Annotated in this window: 28 protein-coding genes; 13 read left to right on the top strand and 15 right to left on the bottom strand. The window is 62.8% G+C overall.

Annotated elements, in window-relative coordinates; all coding sequences use genetic code 11:
• Nucleotides 1-99: 99 nt before the first annotated feature.
• Entirely contained in the window at nucleotides 100-996 is an 897-nt protein-coding gene (locus LOY37_RS27000; protein WP_258716072.1) for a peptidoglycan DD-metalloendopeptidase family protein, read from the top strand.
• 6 nt (nucleotides 997-1,002) lie between these two features.
• Here the strand turns inward: LOY37_RS27000 and LOY37_RS26995 are convergent, their stop codons facing one another.
• The 3 genes from LOY37_RS26995 to phoB all read right to left on the bottom strand — a co-directional run bounded on the left by LOY37_RS26995 (nucleotide 1,003) and on the right by phoB (nucleotide 4,572).
• Entirely contained in the window at nucleotides 1,003-2,343 is a 1,341-nt protein-coding gene (locus LOY37_RS26995; protein ID WP_045199523.1) for a hemolysin family protein, read from the bottom strand.
• Between the two features lie 113 nt (nucleotides 2,344-2,456).
• Nucleotides 2,457-3,731, bottom strand: a complete 1,275-nt coding sequence (phoR, locus tag LOY37_RS26990) for a phosphate regulon sensor histidine kinase PhoR (protein WP_230090937.1) — start codon at nucleotides 3,729-3,731, stop codon at nucleotides 2,457-2,459.
• 151 nt (nucleotides 3,732-3,882) lie between these two features.
• A complete protein-coding gene (phoB, locus tag LOY37_RS26985; protein WP_010225936.1) occupies nucleotides 3,883-4,572 on the bottom strand; it encodes a phosphate regulon transcriptional regulator PhoB in 690 nt (229 codons plus the stop codon).
• Between the two features lie 146 nt (nucleotides 4,573-4,718).
• Here phoB and LOY37_RS26980 point away from each other — a divergent pair, with 146 nt between their 5' ends.
• Nucleotides 4,719-5,090 carry a hypothetical protein gene (locus LOY37_RS26980; protein ID WP_258716071.1) on the top strand — a complete coding sequence of 124 codons (372 nt, stop codon included), beginning with the start codon at nucleotides 4,719-4,721 and terminating at the stop codon, nucleotides 5,088-5,090.
• Between the two features lie 66 nt (nucleotides 5,091-5,156).
• Here LOY37_RS26980 and ubiA read toward each other — a convergent pair whose 3' ends face one another.
• Together ubiA and LOY37_RS26970 are read right to left on the bottom strand one after the other, a co-directional pair.
• Entirely contained in the window at nucleotides 5,157-6,044 is an 888-nt protein-coding gene (gene ubiA / locus LOY37_RS26975) for a 4-hydroxybenzoate octaprenyltransferase (RefSeq protein WP_123566976.1), read from the bottom strand.
• On the bottom strand, nucleotides 6,044-6,607 hold the full coding sequence (locus tag LOY37_RS26970; protein WP_045199531.1) for a chorismate lyase: 564 nt from the start codon (nucleotides 6,605-6,607) through the stop codon (nucleotides 6,044-6,046). The genes ubiA and LOY37_RS26970 overlap by 1 nt, the downstream gene beginning before the upstream one ends.
• A gap of 168 nt (nucleotides 6,608-6,775) precedes the next feature.
• Between LOY37_RS26970 and LOY37_RS26965 the strand changes: the two genes are divergently transcribed.
• The 10 genes from LOY37_RS26965 to LOY37_RS26920 all read left to right on the top strand — a co-directional run bounded on the left by LOY37_RS26965 (nucleotide 6,776) and on the right by LOY37_RS26920 (nucleotide 12,098).
• On the top strand, nucleotides 6,776-6,943 hold the full coding sequence (locus tag LOY37_RS26965; protein WP_045199533.1) for a rubredoxin: 168 nt from the start codon (nucleotides 6,776-6,778) through the stop codon (nucleotides 6,941-6,943).
• 34 nt (nucleotides 6,944-6,977) lie between these two features.
• On the top strand, nucleotides 6,978-8,126 hold the full coding sequence (locus LOY37_RS26960) for an NAD(P)/FAD-dependent oxidoreductase (RefSeq protein WP_093377970.1): 1,149 nt from the start codon (nucleotides 6,978-6,980) through the stop codon (nucleotides 8,124-8,126).
• Nucleotides 8,127-8,313: 187 nt separating this feature from the next.
• The gene (locus LOY37_RS26955) at nucleotides 8,314-8,589 is read left to right on the top strand and encodes an HU family DNA-binding protein (protein ID WP_003213368.1); all 276 of its coding nucleotides are present in this window, start codon (nucleotides 8,314-8,316) and stop codon (nucleotides 8,587-8,589) included.
• Nucleotides 8,590-8,770: 181 nt separating this feature from the next.
• Complete coding sequence (locus LOY37_RS26950; protein ID WP_045199537.1) at nucleotides 8,771-8,989, top strand: hypothetical protein; 219 nt, start codon at nucleotides 8,771-8,773, stop codon at nucleotides 8,987-8,989.
• Nucleotides 8,986-9,318 carry a hypothetical protein gene (locus LOY37_RS26945; protein ID WP_045199539.1) on the top strand — a complete coding sequence of 111 codons (333 nt, stop codon included), beginning with the start codon at nucleotides 8,986-8,988 and terminating at the stop codon, nucleotides 9,316-9,318. Before LOY37_RS26950 ends, LOY37_RS26945 begins: the two co-directional genes overlap by 4 nt.
• Nucleotides 9,315-9,695, top strand: coding sequence for a hypothetical protein (locus LOY37_RS26940; RefSeq protein ID WP_258716070.1), 381 nt, complete (start codon nucleotides 9,315-9,317; stop codon nucleotides 9,693-9,695). The genes LOY37_RS26945 and LOY37_RS26940 overlap by 4 nt, the downstream gene beginning before the upstream one ends.
• A complete protein-coding gene (locus LOY37_RS26935) occupies nucleotides 9,692-10,222 on the top strand; it encodes a hypothetical protein (RefSeq protein WP_258608644.1) in 531 nt (176 codons plus the stop codon). The genes LOY37_RS26940 and LOY37_RS26935 overlap by 4 nt, the downstream gene beginning before the upstream one ends.
• Complete coding sequence (locus LOY37_RS26930; RefSeq protein ID WP_093377984.1) at nucleotides 10,219-11,226, top strand: sel1 repeat family protein; 1,008 nt, start codon at nucleotides 10,219-10,221, stop codon at nucleotides 11,224-11,226. Before LOY37_RS26935 ends, LOY37_RS26930 begins: the two co-directional genes overlap by 4 nt.
• A complete protein-coding gene (locus tag LOY37_RS26925; RefSeq protein ID WP_045199545.1) occupies nucleotides 11,217-11,606 on the top strand; it encodes a hypothetical protein in 390 nt (129 codons plus the stop codon). Before LOY37_RS26930 ends, LOY37_RS26925 begins: the two co-directional genes overlap by 10 nt.
• A gap of 117 nt (nucleotides 11,607-11,723) precedes the next feature.
• Complete coding sequence (locus LOY37_RS26920) at nucleotides 11,724-12,098, top strand: helicase (protein WP_045199547.1); 375 nt, start codon at nucleotides 11,724-11,726, stop codon at nucleotides 12,096-12,098.
• A 22-nt stretch (nucleotides 12,099-12,120) separates the two neighbouring features.
• On the opposite strand, the gene LOY37_RS26915 is transcribed toward LOY37_RS26920, so the two are convergent.
• The 6 genes from LOY37_RS26915 to exbB form a co-directional block, all read right to left on the bottom strand.
• Nucleotides 12,121-13,521, bottom strand: coding sequence for an aminoacyl-tRNA deacylase and HDOD domain-containing protein (locus tag LOY37_RS26915; protein ID WP_045199549.1), 1,401 nt, complete (start codon nucleotides 13,519-13,521; stop codon nucleotides 12,121-12,123).
• A 78-nt stretch (nucleotides 13,522-13,599) separates the two neighbouring features.
• Nucleotides 13,600-15,675, bottom strand: coding sequence for an ATP-dependent DNA helicase RecG (gene recG, locus LOY37_RS26910; protein WP_093377989.1), 2,076 nt, complete (start codon nucleotides 15,673-15,675; stop codon nucleotides 13,600-13,602).
• Nucleotides 15,676-15,684: 9 nt separating this feature from the next.
• Nucleotides 15,685-16,605 (bottom strand): hydrogen peroxide-inducible genes activator, encoded by a 921-nt coding sequence (locus LOY37_RS26905; protein WP_045199553.1) that lies wholly within the window; start codon nucleotides 16,603-16,605, stop codon nucleotides 15,685-15,687.
• Nucleotides 16,606-16,698: 93 nt separating this feature from the next.
• Nucleotides 16,699-17,436, bottom strand: a complete 738-nt coding sequence (locus LOY37_RS26900; protein WP_045199555.1) for an energy transducer TonB — start codon at nucleotides 17,434-17,436, stop codon at nucleotides 16,699-16,701.
• Complete coding sequence (gene exbD, locus LOY37_RS26895) at nucleotides 17,433-17,858, bottom strand: TonB system transport protein ExbD (RefSeq protein WP_045199557.1); 426 nt, start codon at nucleotides 17,856-17,858, stop codon at nucleotides 17,433-17,435. Before exbD ends, LOY37_RS26900 begins: the two co-directional genes overlap by 4 nt.
• Before the next feature lie 3 nt (nucleotides 17,859-17,861).
• A complete protein-coding gene (gene exbB / locus LOY37_RS26890) occupies nucleotides 17,862-18,851 on the bottom strand; it encodes a tonB-system energizer ExbB (RefSeq protein ID WP_093377992.1) in 990 nt (329 codons plus the stop codon).
• A 195-nt stretch (nucleotides 18,852-19,046) separates the two neighbouring features.
• Between exbB and LOY37_RS26885 the strand changes: the two genes are divergently transcribed.
• Nucleotides 19,047-19,904, top strand: a complete 858-nt coding sequence (locus LOY37_RS26885; protein ID WP_093377997.1) for an SDR family oxidoreductase — start codon at nucleotides 19,047-19,049, stop codon at nucleotides 19,902-19,904.
• Nucleotides 19,905-19,907: 3 nt separating this feature from the next.
• Here the strand turns inward: LOY37_RS26885 and LOY37_RS26880 are convergent, their stop codons facing one another.
• From LOY37_RS26880 to rpoZ, 4 genes are all read right to left on the bottom strand, one after another.
• Entirely contained in the window at nucleotides 19,908-20,645 is a 738-nt protein-coding gene (locus LOY37_RS26880) for a hypothetical protein (RefSeq protein WP_045199564.1), read from the bottom strand.
• Nucleotides 20,646-20,706: 61 nt separating this feature from the next.
• On the bottom strand, nucleotides 20,707-21,087 hold the full coding sequence (locus tag LOY37_RS26875) for a RidA family protein (RefSeq protein ID WP_003229509.1): 381 nt from the start codon (nucleotides 21,085-21,087) through the stop codon (nucleotides 20,707-20,709).
• Nucleotides 21,088-21,110: 23 nt separating this feature from the next.
• The gene (spoT, locus tag LOY37_RS26870) at nucleotides 21,111-23,219 is read right to left on the bottom strand and encodes a bifunctional GTP diphosphokinase/guanosine-3',5'-bis pyrophosphate 3'-pyrophosphohydrolase (protein WP_045199568.1); all 2,109 of its coding nucleotides are present in this window, start codon (nucleotides 23,217-23,219) and stop codon (nucleotides 21,111-21,113) included.
• Between the two features lie 60 nt (nucleotides 23,220-23,279).
• Nucleotides 23,280-23,549 (bottom strand): DNA-directed RNA polymerase subunit omega, encoded by a 270-nt coding sequence (rpoZ, locus tag LOY37_RS26865; RefSeq protein WP_045199570.1) that lies wholly within the window; start codon nucleotides 23,547-23,549, stop codon nucleotides 23,280-23,282.
• Nucleotides 23,550-23,613 lie beyond the last annotated feature (64 nt).

Below are 23,613 nucleotides of genomic sequence, written 5' to 3'. Positions count from 1 at the left end.
TTCGTCTCCTGGTACACCCCTGAAACACTCTCGCCATACCCCCGCCAAAATCCGCTGCTAGGCTTCGACAGACCACTCACTGTCAAAAAGCCACTACTCATGCCTGCACGCACGCTGCTGTTCTGCGCCTTGCTCATGGCCTGCGGCCCTGTGCTGGCCATGACCCTTTACAAAAGTACCGACGCCTACGGCGTGGTGTCCTATTCCGATCGACCGATTCCCGGCGGCCGGGCGTTTGTCTTTGGCGACAGGATGGTTGAGCAACTGGAAACCCAGGTGCAGTTGCAGGCCAACCGCTTTGCCGCAGGCGTGCGCTTCAGTGCGCGTAACGACACCTACGCGCCGGTCGAGGTAGAGCTGCGCCTGGAGCGCCTGGGCAATGTCCAGGGTGGGGCGTCGCGTTTGGTGCGGCGGGTGGTGCCGGCGCGCAGCACGGTGGCGCTGACGCTGCTCAGTGCCCGCCAGCCCGGCAAGCCGGTGAGCTACAAGAGCAAGTTCGATTTTGCCCTGGGCAACCCGGGCCAGCGTCAACAGGCGTTCCGTTACCCATTGCCCTGGCGCGGCGGGCCCTTTCGCCTGACCCAGGGGCCCAATGGCCGCTACAGCCACTTCGGGCCCAAGGGCCGTTATGCCATGGACATCGCCATGCCTGAAGGCACGCCGATCATCGCCGCACGGGCAGGGATGGTGATCAAGACCGAAAACAGCCAGAGCGGCCGTGGCAGTCATCCGTCAGGCAACTTTGTGCGCATCCTTCACGAAGACGGCACCATGGGCGTGTACCTGCACCTGATGCGCGGCTCAGTGGTGGTCAGGGAAGGGCAGCGGGTGGTGTACGGCACGCCGCTGGCAAAATCCGGCAATACCGGCAACAGCAGCGGCCCGCACTTGCACTTTGTGGTGCAGCGCAACGTCGGGCTGGCGCTGGAGTCGATACCCTACCAGTTCAACCAGCCCGTCGGCGGGCTGCCGAACTTTACCGCCGGCAACCCCTGAGGCGGCTCAATCGAGCTTGAGCACCTTGGCCAGGACGATCTTCGGCCCCTTCATCTTTTTGATGATGATGCGCAGGCCTTCGACTTCCAGGAGCTCTTCCTCTTCCGGAACCCGCTTGAGGGTCTCGTAGACCAGGCCGGCGAGGGTTTCGGCCTCGATGTGGTCCAGATCCACGCCAAGCAGGCGCTCGACCTTGAACAGCGGGGTGTCGCCGCGTACCAGCAGCTTGCCCGGCTGGTAGGCGAGGATGCCGCGCTCGGCCTTGCGGTGTTCGTCCTGGATGTCGCCAACCAGCACTTCCAGCACGTCCTCCATGGTCAGGTAGCCGATGACTTTGCCGTCGGCTTCCTCGACCAGCGCAAAGTGCGCACCGCCTTTGCGGAACTGCTCGAGCAGGTGCGCCAGCGGCATGTGCCGCGACACGCGCTCCAGCGGCCGGGTCAGCTCGGCCAGGTTGAACGACTCGGGGATATGGTCGAGATCGGCCAGCTCCAGCAGCAGGTCCTTGATGTGCAGCAGGCCGATGAATTCGCCGCGCTCGGCATCGAGTACCGGGTAGCGACTGAACTTGTGCCGACGGAACATCGCGAGGATTTCCTTGAGCGGCGCGTTGGCATCGAGGCAGACCATGTCTTCCCGCGAGTTAGCCCAGTCGACCACTTCCAGCTCGCCCATTTCCACCGCCGAGGCCAGTACCCGCATGCCTTGGTCGCTAGGGTCCTGGCCACGGCTGGAGTGCAGGATCAGCTTGAGTTCTTCACGGCTGTAGTGGTGTTCGTGGTGCGGCCCGGGCTCGCCCTGGCCAGCAATACGCAAGATGGCGTTGGCGCTGGCGTTGAGCAGGTAGATGGCCGGGTACATCAGCCAGTAGAACAGGTACAGCGGCACCGCCGTCCACAGCGACAGCAGCTCGGGCTTGCGGATCGCCCAGGACTTGGGCGCCAGCTCACCGACAACGATGTGCAGGTAGGAGATGACGAAGAAGGCGCTGAAGAACGAGATGCCCTTGATGACTTCCGGCGATTCAACGCCGACGGCGGCCAGCAGGGGTTCGAGCAGGTGCGCGAAGGCCGGCTCACCGACCCAGCCCAGGCCCAGCGAGGCCAGGGTGATGCCCAGTTGGCAAGCGGACAGGTAGGCGTCCAGCTGGCTGTGTACGGTGCGCAGGATCTGCCCGCGCCAGCCATGCTGCTCGGCAATCGACTCGACCCGGGTCGAGCGCAATTTGACCATGGCGAACTCGGCGGCAACAAAGAAGCCGTTGAGCAGAACCAGCAGCAGAGCAAAAAGAATCATGCCGAAATCGGCGAAAAGTGCAGCGAGGTTGAAACCAGGGGAAGGGTCCATGATGGAGTTTTACGGGGTCCGTCTTTTAAGAAAGGGAGTACAGCAATGCCAGCATGAGCTGGCGCGAGTCAGCCAATGTAGCGGCTGACTGCGCAAATTTAAAGGGCGGCGGCTCAGGATGCCTGGCGCGAGGCTATCTGCACCGGGGCGAAATGGCAGGTAAAGGTGCTGCCATGGCCTGGCACGCTGCTGATTTCCAGGCGCGCGCGATGGCGCAGCAGCACGTGCTTGACGATCGCCAGGCCCAGGCCGGTGCCACCGGTATTGGAGGCACGGCTGGAGTCGACGCGGTAGAAGCGCTCGGTCAGGCGTGGCAGATGCTTGGGGTCGATGCCGATGCCCGAGTCCTGCACGCTCAGGTGTGCGCCTTGCTCGTCGGCCCACCAGCGGATGCGGATCTGGCCTTCGTCCTGGGTGTATTTGACTGCATTGAACACCAGGTTGGAGAAGGCGCTGCGCAGCTCCGCCTCGCTACCCTTGAGGCGAATGCCCGGCTGCGCCTCCAGGCTGATGCGCTGGTTACGCTGCCCGGACAATGCCTGGGCGTCGCCCTTGATCGATTGCAGCAGGCTCTCGACCGCTACTGGCTGGTTGTCCGAGGGGTAGTCGGTGGCTTCCAGCTTGGCCAGCAACAGCAGGTCGTTGAGCAGCGTTTGCATGCGCCCGCCTTGCTGCTGCATCTGCTGCAGGGCACGAACCCAGCGCGGGTTCACCTCTTCGACGTTATCGAGCAGGGTTTCCAGGTAGCCGGCGATCACCGTCAGCGGCGTGCGCAGTTCGTGGGAGACGTTGGCGACGAAATCCTTGCGCATCTGCTCCAGCTGATGGATGCGGGTGACATCGCGTACCAGCATCAGGTGCTCGTTGTTGCCGTAACGGGTGATGTGCAGTTGCACGCGCATGCGGTCGTTGATCGGCGAGGGGATCTCCAGCGGTTCGAGGTAGTTCTCCTGCTCGAAGTACTCCTTGAAGCGTGGATGACGTACCAGGTTGGTTACTGGCTGGCCGCTGTCCTGCGGGGTCTTGAGGCCGAGCAGGGTTTCCGCGGCGCGGTTCCACCACTCCAGGTTGCCATCGCTGTCGAGCATGATCACCGCATCCTTGAGGGCGGCGGTGGACTCCTGCACCCGGTCGATCACCGCCTGCAGACGCCCGCGCACGCGCTGGTCGCGGCGTTGCAGATGGTAGATGCTGTCGAACACCTCGCCCCACAGGCCATAGCCATCGGGCGGTGCTTCATCGGGTTTGTGCAGGCGCAGCCATTCGTGCAGGCGCAGCAGTTGCTTGAGGGTCCAGCCCAGGTAGATCGCCAGGCCCAGGGCCAGGCTCCAGCCATAGTAGCCGCTGATCAGGCCGGCCAGCAGGCAGACGGTGATCAGCAACAGCATGTGGCGAATCAGGGTGCCATGCCAGTTCTGGTTCAATTGGGATCCTTAGCGGATCAGCTGCACGTTGCAAGCTACAAGCTGCAAGGTTGAAGCGGATCTGCGTGTGCTTTTGCTCTTTCTTGCAGCTTGGGGCTTACAGCTTGCAGCTTTCTCAACTTTTAGTTGAGAACCGGTAACCGGTGCCGCGGACGGTTTGTACCAGATTTTCGTAGGCATCGCCCAACGCCTTGCGCAGGCGGCGGATATGCACGTCGACGGTGCGTTCCTCGACATAGACGTTGCCGCCCCAGACCTGGTCGAGCAGTTGGCCACGGGTGTAGGCGCGCTCCTGGTGGGTCATGAAGAATTGCAGCAGGCGGTATTCGGTCGGGCCCATTTCGGCCGGCTTGCCATCGATGGTCACTCGGTGGCTGATTGGATCGAGCAGCAGGCCGCCGACTTCGATCGGCGCTTCGCCATCGCTCGGGCCGGCGCGGCGCAGCACGGCCTTGAGCCGGGCCACCAGCTCGCGCGGCGAGAAAGGCTTGGTGATGTAGTCGTCGGCGCCGACTTCCAGGCCCTGGATCTTGTTGTCTTCCTCACCCTTGGCGGTGAGCATGATGATCGGGATGTCGCCGGTCAGCTCGTCGCGCTTGAGGCGGCGGGCCAGTTCGATACCGGAGGTGCCCGGGAGCATCCAGTCGAGCAGGATCAGGTCCGGCTTGCGGTCGACGATGATGGCGTGGGCCTGCTGGGAGTTTTCGGCTTCCAGGCAGTCATAGCCGGCCATTTCCAATGCAACGGCGATCATCTCGCGAATTGGCGCTTCGTCGTCAACGATCAGAATGTTTCTGCCAACCATGCTTAAACCTCTTCCATTAAAGGTGTCTTGGCCCGCATTAGATAACGGAATTATTGCAGTCGTGTGACAGCTCGTGGGCCATTGCAGCAACATTCTGTTACTGGGCTAGGCTTAAATTCCCTCTCCCGAGAATTACGGTGAATCCAATGACACGACATACGCTGAACTGGATGACGCTTTTCGCTGCAGTGGCACTGGCGTTGCCAGGGATAGCGTCGGCCCATCATGCCATGATGAAGAACGGTATGATGGTCGACCATGCTGGAATGACGCTCTACACCTTTGACAAGGATTCGGGCGGCAAGTCCATGTGCAACAATGAGTGTGCCAAGAACTGGCCGCCGCTTATGGTCAAATCTGGCGACATGGCTGAAGAGGGCTGGACACAAATCAAGCGCGATGACGGTTCGATGCAGTGGGCCTACAAAGGCAAGCCGGTGTACACCTTCATCAAGGACAAGAAAGCCGGTGACATGACCGGCGATGGCATGAAAGACGTCTGGCACGTGATCAAGTAATAGTGCCTTCAGTCGCGGGGCAAGCCCGCTCCTACAGGTGCAGGAGCGGGCATGCCCCGCGATGAATCAGAAGCTGTAATCCAGCACGATGCCGACAAACACCAGCAACCCGGCCCAGTGGTTGTGCAAGAAGGCCTTGAAGCACGATTCGCGGTCCAGCTTGCGGGTCGACCAGAACTCCCAGGCAAAGCACAGCAAGGCTGCCACCAGTCCCAGGTGGAACCAGCCGCCCAGCTCGAAGCGGTTGCCGGCCAGCAACAGGCAGCCCAGGGACAATACCTGCAAGGTGAGGATGATCACCCGATCGGCTTCACCGAACAGGATGGCGGTGGATTTGACCCCGATTTTCAGGTCGTCATCGCGGTCGACCATGGCGTAGTACGTGTCGTAGCCCACGGTCCACAGCAGGTTGGCGATGTACAGCAGCCAGGCGATGGCCGGCAGCTCGCCGGTGGCGGCGGTGAAGGCCATGGGGATGCCCCAGGAGTAGGCCGCCCCCAGCACCACCTGCGGGTAGTAGGTGTAGCGCTTCATGAACGGGTAACAGGCCGCCAGCGCCACAGCGCCGAACGACAGCCACACCGTGGTGGCATTGGTGCACAGCACCAGCAAGAAACTCACCCCGACCAATACCGCAAACAGGGTCAGCGCCTCGCGGGCGTTGATCCGTCCGGCGGCCAGCGGGCGGTCGGCAGTGCGTTTGACGTGGCCATCGACCTTGCGGTCGGCGAAATCGTTGATGGCGCAGCCGGCAGCGCGCATCAGCACCACGCCGAGGGTGAATATCAGCACGTTGGCCAGGGTCGGCGCGCCCTTGGCGGCAATCCAGACGGCCGAAAGGGTCGGCCACAGCAGCAGGTAGATGCCAATCGGACGGTCCATCCGGCTCAGCTGGATGAAGTCCCAGGCCCGGGGGTGCAGGCGATTGAACGACTTGAGCAACTGCAGGTACATCAGCGGGTCTCCGATGGGGTGTCGGCGGCAATCCACAGTGTAGGCAAGAACACCTCGGCCACCAGCACGCTCAAGGCGTCGCGATCAAAGCGCGAACGGCGCCCCCACAAGCCTGCATGGCACTGCTCCAGCGGCAGCCAGGCCTGCGGATAGTGGCAGACCTCGATGGGCCGGCGGACAAAGCCCTGTTCGCAGAACAGCAGTTCGCCCAATGAGCGGCTGCCCAGCGCTTCCATGTCCAGGCCGCCACTTTCCAGCGAGCTGCGCGCGGCCACGCTGCGGGCAAACACCCAGGGCTGGCCATGGCCGCGCAAGTACACTTCGCGCACCCAGCCTTCGCTGCCCAACGGCAGGTCAAGGGCCTGGCATTCGTCTTCGCGCAGGCGTTGCCAGCCCTCGCAAAGGGGTGTCACGCAAAAGTGATCGGCGGATAATTGAATCAGGCGGCGGGTCAGGGAGCCCTGGTCGTACAACCAGTCGCGAGTCGTGGGCGATGTGCTGTCTGCCAGGTCAGGGTGCTGCAGCCAGAGTGCAGCGGGCGCTTGCAATGTTTCGTACGGCACGGCGGTATCGAATAACAGGCCAGAGAGACGCCGAGCTTAGCATGATTGCCCGATCCGGCTTGCATGCTGGCACCTGGCTCCAGTACAAAGCCCTTTCTTTGATGGCCGCCACTGTAATCTTCACGAGAGCGGCCACTCCAATGCCTGAGTCTTTCGAGGAAGTGCGTTATGAAAAAGTGGCAATGTATTGTCTGTGGCCTGGTCTACAACGAAGCTGACGGTTGGCCGGACGACGGCATCGCTCCAGGCACCAGGTGGGAAGACGTACCCGAAGACTGGCTGTGCCCGGACTGCGGTGTCGGCAAGATGGATTTCGAGATGATCGAAATCAACTGATCACATTTCAATCAGATTTCAAGGAAGGCAGCGCATGACGGCTCCAGTGGTGATTGTCGGTACAGGTCTGGCGGGTTACAACCTGGCTCGCGAGTTTCGCAAGCTCGACGGCGATACGCCGTTGTTGCTGATTACCGCCGACGACGGCCGTTCCTACTCCAAGCCGATGCTTTCCACCGGTTTCGCCAAGAACAAGGACGCCGACGGCCTGAGCATGGCCGCACCCGGCGCCATGGCCGAGCAGCTCAAGGCCGAGGTGCGCACCCACACCCGCATCAGCGGCATCGACCCGGGCCACAAACGCCTGTGGATCGGTGAAGAGCAGGTTCACTACCGCGACCTGATCCTGGCCTGGGGCGCCGAAACCGTGCGGGTGCCGGTCGAAGGCGATGCGGGCGAGCTGATCTTCCCGATCAACGACCTCGAGGACTACGCGCGTTTTCGCGCCGCCGCCGCTGGCAAGCAACGGGTGCTGATCCTCGGCGCCGGCCTGATCGGCTGTGAGTTCGCCAACGACATGAGCCTGGGTGGCTATCAGGTCGAGCTGGTGGCGCCGTGCGAGCAGGTCATGCCGACCTTGCTGCACCCGATGGCGGCAGCTGCGGTTCAGGCCGGCCTTCAAGAGCTGGGCGTGCGCTTCCACCTGGGCCCGGTACTGACCCGCCTGCAGCGGCTGGAGCAGGGCCTGGAAGCGCACTTGTCCGACGGCAGCGTGATTGCTTGCGACCTGGTGGTTTCGGCTGTTGGCCTGCGCCCACGCATCGACCTGGCCTCGGCTGCGGGGTTGCAGGTCAATCGCGGCGTAGTGGTTGATCGCCAGCTGCGTACCTCCCACGCCAACATCTTCGCCCTCGGTGATTGCGCCGAAGTCGATGGCCTCAATCTGCTGTATGTGATGCCGTTGATGAGTTGCGCCCGGGCGCTGGCGCAAACCCTGGCCGGCAACCCGACAGCGGTCGCCTACGGGCCGATGCCGGTTACGGTTAAAACCCCGGCCTGCCCGCTGGTGGTGTCGCCTGTGCCCCATGGCCGTGAGGGCCAGTGGAGCGTTGAAGGCCAGGGCGCCGACCTCAAGGTGCTCTGCCATGACGCAGACGGCCAACTGCTGGGCTATGCCCTGACCGGCACCGCCGTCATGGACAAGCTGGCTCTAAATCGGCAACTTCCGGCGCTGATGGCGTAAATAACCGGCGTTCTGTCGGATTCCCCCTGCCTTTGCCCCAACAATGGCCGCCCAGAGACTGGCGCGGCCCCTGAGGGCATGCCATTCTCACTCCGTCTGCCGCAGTTTAGAGCCTGCGGTGCCTTGGGCGCTGTTCTTCAAGAGCAGCACGGCATAACAACAAAAAAACCGTCAAAGAGGCTTCACTATGCGTAAACCAGAACTCGCCGCCGCCATTGCGGAAAAGGCTGATCTCACCAAAGAGCAAGCCAACCGCGTGCTCAACGCCGTGCTCGAAGAAATCACCGGCGCCCTGCACCGCAAGGACAGCGTGACCCTGGTCGGCTTCGGTACCTTCCTGCAGCGCCACCGCGGTGCCCGCACGGGCAAAAACCCGCAAACCGGCGAGCCGGTCAAGATCAAGGCCAGCAACACTGTTGCTTTCAAACCAGGCAAATCCCTGAAGGACAGCGTCAATCCGTGATGCCTCGCACAGATCGATTGCAGTGAAAAACGGGCACCGCACAAGGTGCCCGTTTTTTATTGCCGCCGCCCTGGCATCTGGCTAGCATACGCGGCCGCCGTCGCAAGGACGGGGAAGTGTCCAGGGAGGGCCGTGATGAAGACCGAAGGATTCGCACTAACCGCTAGCGCAGGGCAACGCCATGTATGACGGCTTGACCTTGCCCAACTACCTGGCGGGCGTTGCCGACAGCGACCTGTTCGGCAGCCTGGCCTTTGTCTGCCTGATATTGATACTCACCAGCCTGCACCGACGCTGGCGTGACCAGCTCTGGCATCGCCTGCTGACGTTCATTTGCCTGACCACCGTGGTGGTCATGGAACTGGTGGGTTCCTACTATGCGAACCTGCCGCCGGCATGAGCAAAGGCAAAGGGTTGGCCCTGGCGTTGCTGGTACTCCTGCTGCTGCCAGGCGTGACCACGCCGTTGTATTCGAACGCGCTGCTGCTGTGGATGGAGCCTGACAACTTCATCCCCGCCGAATCCTCAATGCTGACCTTCGAGCCCTACCAGATTTCCCAGGGCTCCTCGTCGTACTGGCTGTACGGCCAGGACAAGCACAACTACTACCACTTCACCTACGAAGCCGCGCACCCCTATCGCTATATCCCCCGCGACAACAACTGCCCGGGCTTCGACAGGAACGATGTGCGCAGCTGGTGCCAGGCTTTGCAAGGAAACTCCCGATGATCAAACGCTGGCTGATCGCCCTGGCCGTGCATGCGCTGGCTTGCTTCCTGTTCCTGGTGCTCAACGACATCGGGGTTCATTACTACAAGCAGATCTACGGCGGCTTCACCGCCCGCGGCGTGGCGTCTGGCGCCATTTTCTGGCTGGTGTTCGATGTGATGGTGATCTTCAGCCTGGTGATCGTTTTCGTGCCGAGGCTCAAGCACAAACTCATGATCAATGGCGCGCTGGTGGCGTTGATCATCTACTGGCTGATGCCGGATCACCCGGTGCGAACGATGTTTTTCAGCCCGCTGGCCGGTGGTCTGACTTTCCTGGCGATAATACTTGCCCACTGGTTGGGCCGGCTGAATGTATTCAACAAGGATCGGTCTTGAAACGTAGGCACTATTTTGCCCTGGCGATGGTTGGGGCATTGGTACTTTGGGTGGGACACAACATCCAGGTATTGATCGATCGGCCAGGCGAAGTCAGGGTGGTCAGCGAATCGGGCCGTTATCTCATGGAGAATGTGCCGGTTGGTGGCTGGCTGGTGCCTTTCGATGACCTGGCCTACCTGCGTTTCATTGACCGCAGCAATCAAAAGCAGGTTTACCGCACGCCGCTGTTCTCGCAGACCTCTTTGGACATGCGCGATTACGAAGACGACGGCACTGTCGGCATCGTCTGGATCAGCTTGTACAAGGCTGATGGGCATATCGAGATCGCCATACCCAACTGGAAGCCCCATTGGCTCAACTACTTCATCAGCAATACGCCCTATGACGTGGCCGACGAGCAGGCCGATTGCCGCAAGCCGGAAAACGCCCTGCGCTTTATCCGCGATGTGCTGGGTTACTGGCTGGGTTTCAGTGACTACTGGTGTACTCCCACTCAACAGCTGATCGACAGAGGCAAACCATGAAAGGCTTTGCGACGACGTGGCGGCAGTGGTTCTGCTCGTTCCTGCTGCTGGCCGGGGCGACAACCTGCGCTGGTGCCCCGGCGGACATGCCGGACTGCTCCGACAACGATTTTGGCGCCTTTTTCGCCGCTTTTGCCCAGAGCGAAGCGCTGCAGCAGTCGCTGGTGGCTGACCCGCTGATCGAGCAGCGGATCTACCCCGGTCGCAAGCAACCGCGTGTGGCGATCCGCAAGCTGGCCCCGGAGCAGCGCCCGTCGCTGGCCTTGCTACAGCCGGCCAAGCGTGCCGCGCTGGGGCTGGTGGTCGAGCAGGAGGGTAGCCGGCAAGTGGTGTTGCACGACACCAAGGGCGAACTGCTCAAGGTCTATACCTTTACCCGCGGCCAATGCTGGGTGTTACAGCGGATCGATGACTGGTCGCTGGCGGGCTTCTTTACCGGGCGCCAGGAGAAGGTTGCCGGCGAGCTGGATGTCGAGCGCGCCAGGCTCTATGAGAATCTGGGCAGGGCAGGGCTCTACGACAACCCTGGGCAACTGATGAACGCCGCCCTCAACAGTCTGCTCAGTGCCGCTACCAAGGGCAACAACGAGGCCGCAGTCCAGGCGGTCATCCTGATTTTTTCAGGGGATGCCGAACGACTGCCGGACTCGACCATCGTGCAGCTCCTGGAGGCGGCTATGGTCACTGAACGGGACGCCGGGGCCATGCTGGCGCACTTCGTTTGCTACGGCGAAGAGTATGCCGAGGACCGGGTCTGCCAGGACCCGGGCAAAGCGCTTCAAGCCTTGCGCCAATCGGCGAAGCTGGAGTCGCCGCGGGGGCTGGTGGAGCTTGGCTTTGCCTACGAGGCAGGCAAGCTTGGCCAGCAGGACAATGACCGCGCCATGGCTTGCTACCAGCAAGCGGCACTGGAGGCCAGCGGTTACCGCGACAGCGCCGTGGACGGTATCAAGCGCCTGAGCGACAAAGGCGTGGTCGAAGACGAGACACAGAAATGCTTGTAACTCGCCCTTACCGCCTGGCAATCGCTCTGGTTGTGCACCTGTTGGCCATTGTCACTTACCTGTGGCTGCACAACACTGGCATGACAATGTACCGGCAGATGGCCGGCGGGCTGATGTCGCGCGGCGTCGCGATTGGCATGGGCATGTACCTGATCTTCTACTTCGTGGTGTTGATGAACCTGGCGATCGCGCTGGTGCCGCGGCTCAAGTGGCGGTTGCTGCTGGCGGCGGCCATTCCTGCCGCAATCCTGCTCTACCTGTTGCCCCAGCATCCGCTGCGCGCAATGTTTTGCAGCGTGTTGGGGTTGTCTACGGCACTGGCGGCTGTCGGCGCGAACCAGTTGATTCTGTACGCGTTGAGCAGGTTCAGGCGTCAGTGAATAACCCGGTTACAAGGCCAACGGCGGCTATCATCGGGTAAAGCGTAGAGAACTATGGCGTTTTTGTAGCGAGACTATAAACTGCTTCGCCAGTCACTTTTTAGCCGAGGCGTGCACATGAAGTTTCGCTTTCTCCTTTGGGCCATGGGCCTGCTGATGGCCAAAGCCAGCCGCAACAACCCTGCCTTTCAGCAGCAACTGGCCGACAAGGACCTGGTGTTCCAGCTGCAGACCCTCGATGGCAAGGCGGCGCGCCATTTCATCGTCAAGGACCTGCGAATCAGCAGCAAATCCGGCACTCACCCTGCGCCAGCTTTCGCTATCGCCTTCAAGGATGCCGCGTTCGGTTTTGCCACCCTGCAGGCCAAGAACAAGCAACTGGCCTTCATGCAGGGGATTCAGGACAAAAGCATCCAGATCAAGGGCAACCCGGCGCTGGTGATCTGGTTCCAGGGCCTGATGAAGTACCTGAAACCGAAAAAGAAGGCCTGACCGCCAAGGTCAGGCTTACGCCTCAGTGCTGGCTGAACTGCGAGGCCAGCTCACGCAGCATGGCTTCGGCTTCCAGCACCTTGTTGACCACGTCCTCGGCTTTTTCGCGGGTCAGGTTCAGACGCTCGAGCAGCTCGTCGGGGATGCTTTCCTGCGGCCCCGAGCCGATTCCGCGCGAGCGCAGCAGGCGTACCGCCAGGCACACCAGGTTGGGGAAGGCGGCGCAGTCGCCGGCATAGGTCGGGTCGTGCTGGAAGCGCAGGGCGGTGGACAGCTCATCCGGCATGTCCCAGTAGCGCATCAGCCAGGCGCCGATCTGCTCGCGGCTGATGCCCAGCAGGTGTTGCTCGACGTAGCTGTGGCACAGGTGCGGGTTGACCTCCAGGTGCCGGCAGATCAGCGAGAAATGCGGCGGGAACACATGCGCCAGCAACAGGTAGCCGAAGTTGTGCAGCAGCCCGGCCAGGTAGGTCAGGCCCGATTCCGGGCGCTCGGCCCGTGGCATGGCCCGGGTCAGGCCCTCGATCACCGCAGCGGTGTAGATCGATTGCTGCCAGTACGGCGTGGTCTGTTGCGGGTGGTCCTTGGGCAAGCTCAGGGTTTTGCCCAGCGCCAGGCCCAGGGCCAGGTTGATCACCAGGTCAAAGCCGAGTACGCGAACGATGGCGTCTTCCACCGAGCGGATCTTGCCCGGTGAGGCGTAGTAGGGCGAAGCCGCCCAGCTGACCACTTGCGCAGCAAGGGCCGGGTCGGTTTCGACCACGCCGGTGATGTCATCGATGGTGGCGTTGGGGTCGACCCGCAGCTTGATGATTTTTTGCGCGGTTTCCGCCAGCGGCGGGATCTCGATGGTGCTTTCCAGGCGCTGCTGGATGCGCCGGGCGGTGAATGCCTGGACGGCCTGGGAAATTTCTTCGCGGTCGTCGTGGGGGCGGTCGAGATTTGGGCGGATGCTGGTCAGCAGTTCGCCGAAGTTGCCGGCGCTGGCCTTGCTGAGCATCTTCTTGAAGTCGTCGCGCTCGATCTCCAGCAACAACCCGGCTTCACCGGAGTGAATCAGCAGGCGCTCGGGACGCAGCAGGCTTTCTTCGTACAGGCACGGTGAGCTGGTCAGCGCCGGAATCCCCGGGAGGATCTTCAGGCCGTGCTTTTCCAGCATGTGGCGCAGGCGCTCCAGCGGTACCGCAGCCAGCTTGCGGCCGGTCAGCTCGGTCAGGCGGCTGAGGTCGAGCAACTGGTTTTGCGGGAACAGCACCATCAACGCGCCGACTTCGTCGTCCAGCAGTACGGCCTGCACTTTGGCGGCGGCCGGCAGCTGCGGATGGTCGGTCACTTCGCGGTAGGCGATGCCGAGCTTGTCGAGCAGCAACCGGATAACAGACGGAGCGTGGGGGGTTGCGGTGTCCAGAGCAACTTCAGTCATGGTCTGTATCCAAAATTTTTTCAATCGCATGAGTATAACCAGCTTGAACCCCGGGCTGGCCGCAATCTGGGACGGGCGTCACACTTGGCCGTATTGCTGGCCGTGGCGCAGCCAGCGTTCCAGCAAGGGGCTGACGTGTGACGGCCAGCGGGCTAGCAGGGCCTGGGCGGCGTCGCGCACGGCGGGCAGCAGGTCAGCGTCGCGCATCAGGTCGGCGACCTTGAATTGCAGCAGGCCGGTCTGGCGGGTGCCGAGCATTTCACCCGGGCCGCGCAGCTCCAGGTCTTTCTCGGCGATGATGAAGCCGTCGTTGGTCTCGCGCATGATCCCCAAGCGTTCGCGGCCGATCTGCGACAGCGGCGGGTGATACAGCAGCACGCAATGGCTCACCGCGCTGCCCCGGCCAACCCGGCCGCGCAGCTGGTGCAATTGGGCCAGGCCCAGACGCTCGGGGTTCTCGATGATCATCAGGCTGGCATTGGGCACGTCGACACCAACCTCGATCACCGTGGTTGCCACCAGCAGCTGCAAATTGCCCTGCTTGAATTCGGCCATCACCGCGGCTTTCTCCGCAGGTTTCATGCGCCCGTGAATCAGGCCGACACGCAACTCGCCCAAGGCGCTGCTAAGTTCCTCGTAAGTGGTTTCGGCGGCCTGGCAGGTGAGCTCTTCAGATTCTTCGATCAGGGTGCAGACCCAGTAGGTCTGGCGCCCTTCGGCGCAGGCCGCGCGCACCCGCTCGACCACTTCGAAGCGCCGGCTGTCGGTTACCAGCACGGTGTTGACCGGGGTGCGGCCTGGCGGCAATTCGTCGAGGATCGAGGTGTCCAGGTCGGCATAGGCGCTCATGGCCAGGGTGCGCGGGATCGGCGTGGCGGTCATGATCAGCTGGTGCGGGCACAGTTGGCCGCCCACGCCTTTCTGGCGCAGGGCCAGGCGCTGCTGCACGCCGAAGCGGTGCTGTTCGTCGATGATCGCCAGGGCCAGGTTCTTGAACTTCACTTCTTCCTGGAACAGGGCATGGGTGCCGACCACCATCGGGGCGCCGGCGGCGATCTGTTCCAGGGCGCTGCTGCGTGCCTTGCCCTTGAGCTTGCCGGCCAGCCAGGCGACTTCGATGCCCAGCGGCTCCAGCCAGCGCTTGAAGGTGATGAAATGCTGCTCGGCGAGGATCTCAGTGGGTGCCATCAGCGCCACCTGGTAACCGGCTTCCAGCGCTTGCAGGGCAGCGAGGGCAGCGACCACGGTCTTGCCGGCGCCGACATCGCCTTGCACCAGGCGCAGCATCGGCTCCGGCTGGCTGAGGTCGTAGGCAATCTCGTTGCCCACGCGTTGCTGGGCACCGGTTGGTGCAAAGCCGAGGTTGGCCAGGTACTGCTGGGGCAAGCGGCTGGCCTTGGGCAATACCGGCGCACGCTGGGCGCGCAGGCTTTCGCGCAGGCGCTGCTGGGACAGCTGGTGGGTCAGCAGCTCTTCGAACGCCAGGCGGTGCTGGGCCCAATGGTGGCCTTCGGCGAGCTCATCGACGTCGGCATCGGCCGGTGGGTGGTGCAGGTAGCGGATCGCATCGTCCAGCGGCGCCAGTTGGTAATCCCGGGCCAGTTCGTCCGGTAGCCAGTCCGGCAGGCTGCGCGGGCCGAGCAGGGCCAGGCTCTGCTGGCACAGCTGGCGCAGGCGCTGCTGGGTCAGGCCTTCGGTGGTCGGGTAGATCGGGGTCAGGGTCTGCTCCACCGGGGCCGGCTCGTCGCCGGTCAGCGCGCGGTATTCCGGGTGGTAGATTTCCAGCCCGGAAGCACCCGGGCGCGCTTCACCGTAGCAGCGCAGGTGGGTGCCGCGCTTGAGGCCTTCCTTCTGCGCGTTGCTGAAGTGGTAGAAGCGCAGGCTCAGAACGCCGCTGCCGTCGCCCAGGCGCACCAGCAGGCTGCGGCGCTTGCCCATGACCACGTCGGTGCCACTGACCACGCCTTCGATCACTGCATCCTGGCCCGGGCGCAGGGCACCGATGGGCACCACGCGGGTGCGGTCCTGATAGCGCAGCGGCAGGTGGAACAGCACGTCCTGGAGGTTCTCCAGGCCGACCTTGGCGAGTTTTTCGGCCATGGCCTCGCCGACTCCCTTGAGCGCGGTCACCGAGACCTGGGACAACTCCGGCATGGTGCTTTCCTACTGGCTCGCGGCGGGTTTGGCGACCGAGCACAGGCGGATCGAGTCAGCGAGGATCTCGATGGCCTTGGGCCGCGGGAAGCTGGCGCGCCAGGCGATGGCCACGGTGCGAAACGGCGCCGGTGGGCTCAGCGGGCGCACTTCGATCACGCCCGGGGCGTAATGGTGGCTGTGCACTGCCGACAGCGGCAGGATCGATACGCCCAGGCCCGAAGCGACCATGTGGCGAATGGTTTCCAGCGAGCTGGACTCGACCGTGGTGTGCTTGGCGCCGTCGCTGCCTTTGGCCAGGGTCGGGCACGCCTCGAGCACCTGGTCACGGAAGCAGTGGCCTTCACCGAGCAGCAGCAGGCTCTTGTCGTTGAGCAGGCTGGCGTCGATGGTTTCTTTCTGGGTCCATGGATGCTCGCTGGGCATCAGCACGTAGAACGGCTCGTCGTACAGCGGCAGGGTCAGTACGTCGGCTTCGTTGAACGGCAGGGCGATGATCACTGCGTCCAGCTCGCCATTGCGCAGCTTGTCGCGCAGGATGTGGGTGAAGTTCTCTTCGATGTACAACGGCATCTGCGGGGCGACCCGGTGCAGTTGCGGGATCAGGTGCGGGAACAGGTAGGGGCCGACGGTGTAGATCGCGCCGACTTTCAGCGGGGCGGTCAGCTGGTTCTTGCCGGCCTGGGCCAGCTCGCGAATGCCCTGGGCCTGCTCGAGTACCTTTTGCGCCTGGGCAACGATGCCTTCGCCGACCGGGGTCAGGCGTACCGCGCTTTTGCTGCGCTCGAAGATCAGTACACCCAGCTCGTCCTCAAGCTTCTTGACGCCGACCGACAGGGTCGGCTGGCTGACGTGGCAGCGTTCGGCGGCGTGGCCGAAGTGCTGCTCCTGGGCGAGGGTGACGATGTAGCGCAATTCTGTGAGGGTCATAACGTGCGTCCATGAAGTTGCGGCCCCAGCATAGCGGCTGCAATCGATAGACGCACGTTATCAGACTTGCTCGTTTGTGACAGAAACAAAGCGTTAGCGTTTGTCCAGCGAGTAGACGAAAGGCGCGATCACTTCAATGCTGCCGTTGTTGAGCAGTTCTTTAGGCGGCGGTGGCACCGGTTGCGCGCGACGGATCATCTCCAGGGTCGCCCGATCCAGTGCCGCGCTGCCCGATCCACCAGCCAGGGCGTAGGAGAGGATCTTGCCCTCGCCATCGACCACGAAGCGCAGGCGGTTGATGCCTTCCATACGCATGCGCCGGGCGTTTTCCGGGTAGCGCTTGTACTTCGCCAGGTGTCGCAGCAGATCGCTCTGCCAGGTCGGCAGGGCATTGCTGTTGGTGGCGATGCTCGGCGCCGGAGCCGCCGATTTCTGCGACGGTGCGGTGGTTGGCGGTGTATCGACCACTTCCTCGTCGGCCGGCTTTTCCTGCGGCGGCTCAGGCTTTTTCTCGGGCTTGGGCGGCTGCGGTTTGGCCTTTGGCTTGACCTGCTTGGCAATGGCGATTTTCGGTTTCGGCGCCTCGGCCAGTTTCGGCAGCGGCGGTTCTTCGACCGGCGCTGGCGGCTGTGGCGGGGTGACCACCTTGGGTGGAGGTGGCGGGGCCGGTTCGGGCATCGGGGCCATTTCGATCATCATTGCCGCAGGCGGCAACTCGATCGCTTGGGGCACCGACCAATTGAGCGTCAGCAACACGGCAACGGCATGGATACCCAGCACAATCGCCAGACTACTGCTGTAACGCGCCAGCTTATGCCGCGTCTTGATCATTTCTTGGCTGCCGTCTCAAGGCCGACCAGACCGACTTTCAGGTAACCGGCCGCGCGCAGCGTGTTCATGACTTCCATCAGATCGCCGTAATCCACCCCTTTATCGGCCTGGAAGAAGATCGTGGTGTCCTTGTCGCCCTTGGTCTTGGCGTCGAGAATCGCGCCGAGCTGGTCACGCTGGACCTGCTCGTCACCGACGTACAGGTTCTGGTCAGCCTTGACGCTGAGGAACACCGGCTTCTCGGGCCTCGGCGCCGGTTTTGCGGTCGAGGCGGGCAGGTCGACCTTGATGTCGACGGTTGCCAGCGGCGCTGCCACCATGAAGATGATCAGCAGGACCAACATGACGTCGATGAACGGCGTGACGTTGATTTCGTGGTTTTCGGCGAGGTCGTCGCCACCTTCGTTAAGATGCAGGCCCATGGCTTAGCCCACTTTAACCATGTGAGGTGCCGCGGCGCGATCGCCTGGCTGATGGTCCAGGTCGCGGCTGACCAGCAGCAGGACTTCGGCCGAGGCATCGGACACCTGCGCCTTGTAACCGGCAATGGAGCGGGCGAAGACGTTGTAAATGACCACCGCAGGGATCGCTGCGACCAGGCCCAGGGCGGTGGCCAGCAGGGCTTCGGCGATACCCGGGGCAACCACGGCGAGGTTGGTGGTCTGGGTCTTGGCGATGCCGATGAAGCTGTTCATGATGCCCCAGACGGTACCGAACAGACCGACGAACGGCGCGGTGGAACCGATGGTGGCGAGGACGCCGGTGCCGCTGCTCATGTTGCGGCCGCTGGCAGCTACCAGGCGCTCAAGGCGGAAGCTGACGCGCTCCTTGATGCCTTCTTTCTCGCGGGTATTGGCCGACAGGCGCATTTCATCCAGGGCATCGTGGACCAGGATGTGGGCCAGGGTGCCTTCTTTGTTGGCGCTGTCGCTGGCTTCCTTGAGGGTGGTGGCACGCTTGAGGGCGGCGATCTCGCCACGCAGGCGACGCTTGGCGCCCAGCAGCTCGAAGCCTTTGGCGATCCAGATGGTCCAGGTAATGATCGAGGCGATGGCCAGGCCGATCATGACGATCTTCACCACGATGTCGGCGTTCTTGTACATGCCCCATGGCGACAGGTCGTGGGCCATGCCCAGGCTGGTATCTTCAACCAGTGCTTCAACGCTTTCGTCAGCCGGGCTGGCGGCCTGGCCATCAACCGGAGCAACAGCAGGCGCGGCAGCCGGATCGGTCGGCGCAGCAGCCTGTTCGGCACCCGGTGCGGCCGGTGCAACGGCGGCGGCTGGAGTGGCGGGTGCGGTGGTCGGCTCATCGGCCAGGGCGGCGGGTGCCATCACCAGGCTGAGCATCAGCGCGGCAACGGCGCGCCATGCGCGCGACGTGGTTGGCGAAGCGGAAGGTTGGATACGTGTCATGCTGGCCTGACCTGATGAAGAAGAAAGAGGTGGTTGTCCTTCCAGGCCTCGAGACAGGCCGAGAACAAAATTGGGTGGCCATTATTGCAAGTAATTCTTGTTAGCAGAAGTAATAAAGTTACTTTTTTTCCATCATAGCTAGCCGCCTATCGATTTATTTGGATAGGCTGGGCCTTTGATTTGCGGAGTTTCAGGATGTCTGCGCCCTCAGTTCTGATCGTCGGTTGTGGCGATGTTGGTGGCCGTCTGGCCAAGCAATTGCTGGCCTCTGGCTGGCCGGTGAGCGGCTTGCGCCGCAGTGTTGGCCAATTGCCAGAGGGGGTGACGGCGATCGCTGCCGACTTGAATGACTCGCGTTGCCCGGCCGACTGGCCGGTTGACGCTCCGGATTACCTGGTCTACAGCGTTGCCGCGAGCCAGCATGACGAAGCCGGTTACCAGGCCGCTTATGTCGAGGGCCTGCGCAACGTGCTGGCCTGGCTGGCCGAGCGCGGGCAAAAGCCGCGGCGCCTGCTGTTTGTCTCGAGCAGCAGCGTGTATGCGCAAAAGGACGGCGAGTGGATTGACGAAACTGCTGCCGTGGCGCCTGAAGGCTATTCGGGCAAGGTCATGCTCGAAGCCGAGCAACTGGCCCTGGCCAGCGGCATTCCGGCGACCATCGTGCGCCTTACGGGCATCTACGGCCCGGGTCGCGAATGGCTGCTCAGCCAGGTCCGCCAGGGTTATCGAGTAACCGAAGAGCCGCCGCTGTACGGCAACCGCATTCACGCTGAAGATGCTGCCGGGCTGCTGGCGTTCTTGCTCAAGAGCGATCAGCAAGGCAAGGCTGTGGACGACTGCTACATCGGTGTCGATGACGCGCCGGCGCCGCTGTTTGACGTAGTTGCCTGGCTGCGCGAGTACATGGGCGTTACCCAGTGGTCGGAACAGGAGCGGGTGCGCCGTGCCGGCAGCAAGCGCTGCAGCAACGCCCGGGCCCGGGCACTGGGCTGGGCGCCACAGTACCCAAGCTACAAGGAAGGCTATGCGGCCATCCTTGCCGGTAGCAATTAACCCTTATTGACGCTCAAGCAGCCAGCGACGAGGGCCAGGTTGCAGATCGGGCATCTCGTCGGCCTGGGCCTTGTTGACGGCCTGGAAGATTTCCAGCTGTTTGCCGTCACGCTTGAAGATCCACGGGTTGCCCTGCTGGTTGCGTTCCAGCCACAGGCTGTCGTGCTCGCCGCTCATGGCCGCGCAATCACCAGCCAGGCACAGCGCGTAGCGATCCAGGCCGGGCAGGCCGTCGAGGCTGCCGTTGGCGCGAAAATGCGCCACTGCACCCTGTCCCGGGCCCTCGACAATCTTCCAGTCGCCACCCATGTAAGCCTTGTACAGCTCGGTTTCAAAGGTGGTGCCAGCTGGCGCATCAATGGGCGCCGGGGTTTCGGCGCGCTGGAAGCTCTGCTGCGGGTTGGCGTCACTGGCCGCTTGAACCAGTTCGTCGCCGTCCAGGCTCAGCGTCTCGGCGTAGTTACCGTAAAAATCGACTTCCCACTGGCCATCTTTGAGCGCCTTGAGCTTGCCGTCGCCCGCTTCAAAGCCATTGCTGAAGGTGGCCTGGCTGGCGGCAACGTTGACCTTCCACTCAAGGTTCGGGCCGTTGGCGAGCAGGGCCTGGCGCAGGTTGGAGCCTTTGGCGGCAGCGTCGATGGCGTTCTGGTTGATCCAGGTACCGTTGAGGTCTTCCGGGCTGTGGCTGGCGCAGCCGCTCAACAGGGTGGCGAGCAGCGACAGGGCGAGCGCGTAGCGCATGGCGGGGGTCCTTGCAGGGGCGGGGGATGAGGGCGCACCGGGCGGCGCGCCCTCGGGGGTGTTACTCGATGACCAGGATGGCATCCATTTCAACCTGCGAGCCTTTCGGCAGGGCAGCAACGCCAATGGCGGCGCGGGCCGGGTACGGCTGGTCGAAGTACTTGCCCATGATCTCGTTGACCTTGGCGAAGTGGCTGAGGTCGGTGAGGAAGATGTTCAGCTTGACGATGTCCTTGAACGAACCGCCAGCGGCTTCAGCAACGGCCTTGAGGTTTTCGAAGACCTGGACGGTCTGGGCTTCGAAGCCTTCGACCAGTTCCATGGTTTTCGGGTCCAGCGGGATCTGCCCGGACATGTACACCGTGTTGCCGGCCTTGATCGCCTGGGAATAGGTGCCGATGGCGGCTGGGGCCTTGTCACTGGTGATGACGGTCTTGGTCATGATGACTCCTTGCTGTTATTGGGCTACGCACGCATGCGGGTGATTCGGATCACTCCGGTCAGGGCGCGCAGTTTCTTGATCACGCGTGCCAGGTGCACACGGTCGTGCACGCTGACCACCAGTTGGACCACGCTGATGCGACCATCGCGTTCATCCATGCTGATTTTCTCGATATTGCCGTCGGCGGCGTTGACGCTGCTGGCCAGCAGCGCGATCAGGCCGCGCTGGTGCTCAAGCTCGACGCGCAGCTCGACGTTAAATTCGCCGGTGACATCCTTGGCCCAGGACAGCTGGATGCATTTTTCCGGGTTGTGGCGGATTTCGCTGATGTTGCGGCAGTTTTCCAGGTGCACCACCATGCCTTTGCCCGCCGACAGGTGACCGACAATCGGGTCGCCCGGGATCGGCGTGCAGCATTTGGCGTAGCTCAACACCAGGCCTTCGGTGCCGCGAATGGCCAGCGGGCCTTCCGGGCTTGGCAGTTGCTCGCCTTCGGTGGACAGCAGGCGGCGGGCCACTACGTAGGCCATGCGGTTGCCCAGGCCGATGTCTTCGAGCAGGTCTTCGATCAGCTCCAGGCGGTATTCGCCGAGCATGGCCTGGATGCGCTCCTGGGGGATCTTGTCCAGGGCGCTGTCGAAGCCGTTGAGAACCTTGTTCAGCAGGCGTTCGCCGAGGCTGATGGATTCCGAGCGGCGCTGCAGTTTGAGCGCATGGCGGATGTGCGTACGGGCCTTGCCGGTCACCACGAAATTGAGCCAGGCCGGGTTCGGTCGCGCCCCCGGGGCGCTGACGATCTCGACCGTCGAGCCGCTCTGCAGCGGTTCGGACAGCGGCGCCAGGCGGCGGTTGATGCGGCAGGCAATGCAGCTGTTGCCGACGTCGGTGTGCACCGCGTAGGCGAAGTCGACCGCCGTGGAGCCTTTGGGCAGCTCCATGATCCGGCCCTTGGGCGTGAACACATAGACCTCGTCCGGGAACAGGTCGATCTTCACGCTCTCGATGAATTCAAGGGAGTTGCCCGCGCGTTGCTGCATTTCCAGCACGCCTTTGACCCATTGGCGCGCCCGGGCATGGGTGCCCTTGGGCTGCTCGTCGTCACTGGACTTGTACAGCCAGTGGGCGGCGATGCCGTTGTTGGCCATCTCTTCCATTTCGCGGGTGCGGATCTGGATCTCGATCGGGACCCCGTGCATGCCGAACAGCGTGGTATGCAGCGACTGGTAGCCGTTGGCCTTGGGGATCGCGATGTAATCCTTGAAGCGCCCCGGCAGCGGCTTGTACAGGTTGTGCACGGCGCCCAGCACGCGGTAGCAGGTGTCGACCTTGTCGACGATGATGCGGAACGCGTAGACGTCCATGATCTCGTTGAAGGCCCGGCGTTTGCCGCGCATCTTCTTGTAGATGCCATAGAGGTGCTTCTGCCGGCCGCTGACTTCGCCTTCGATACCGTCGACCGCCAGGCAGTGGGCCAGCGACTCTTCGATCTTGTTGACGATTTCCTTGCGGTTGCCGCGGGCGCGCTTGACCGCCTGGTAGATGCGCGCCGAGCGCATCGGGTGCATGGCCTTGAAGCCGAGGTCTTCGAACTCTACGCGCACACTGTGCATGCCCAGGCGGTTGGCGATGGGGGCGTAGATTTCCAGGGTTTCTTTGGCGATGCGCCGGCGCTTTTCGCCGGACAGCACTTCGAGGGTGCGCATGTTGTGCAGGCGGTCGGCCAGCTTGACCAGGATCACACGGATATCCCGGGCCATGGCCATGGCCATTTTCTGGAAGTTTTCCGCCTGGGCTTCGGCCTTGGTCTCGAAGTTCATCTGGGTCAGCTTGCTGACGCCGTCAACCAGTTCGGCCACGGTTTCGCCAAATTGCGAGCTGAGTGCTTCCTTGGCGATGCCGGTGTCTTCGATCACGTCATGAAGCATGGCGGCCATCAGGCTCTGATGGTCCATGTGCATGTCGGCAAGGATGCTTGCCACCGCCAGCGGGTGCGTGACGTAGGCTTCGCCGCTGCGACGGCGCTGGCCGTCGTGGGCTTGTTCGGCGTAGAAATACGCCCGGCGCACCAGGTTGACCTGGTCGGCGCCGAGGTAGGTCGACAAGCGATCGGCGAGGGCGTCTATGCTCGGCATGGGATTACCTCTTGCCAAGGGACGATGACCGGTGCCGTACTACGTCGACCAGGCATGGGCTTAGACCGCCTCGTTGGTCTCGTCACCCTCGCCGAACGCGAACATTGGCTCAACTTGAGTCTGGATCGACTCTGCAGCCATGAACTCATCAGTGCAGATGCCTTCAGCGATTTCGCGCAGGGCCATGACGGTAGGTTTGTCGTTTTCCCATGGCAGCTTCGGCTCTTTGCCGCCGGTGGCCAGTTGACGGGCACGTTTGGTGGAGAGCATGACCAGCTCAAAACGGTTAGCCACGTGTTCTAGGCAGTCTTCAACGGTTACGCGGGCCATGGTCTTCCTCAAGTAGCAAATGCGGAGTTCAGCCCGAAAGGGCGAGCGGACTCGATAGTTTAAA

Origin of the sequence: Pseudomonas sp. B21-012 (genome assembly GCF_024749305.1) — a bacterium.
Lineage (GTDB): Bacteria > Pseudomonadota > Gammaproteobacteria > Pseudomonadales > Pseudomonadaceae > Aquipseudomonas.
The sequence above is the reverse complement of the archived record's forward strand: the minus strand, read 5'-3'. Positions and strand labels throughout refer to the sequence as shown.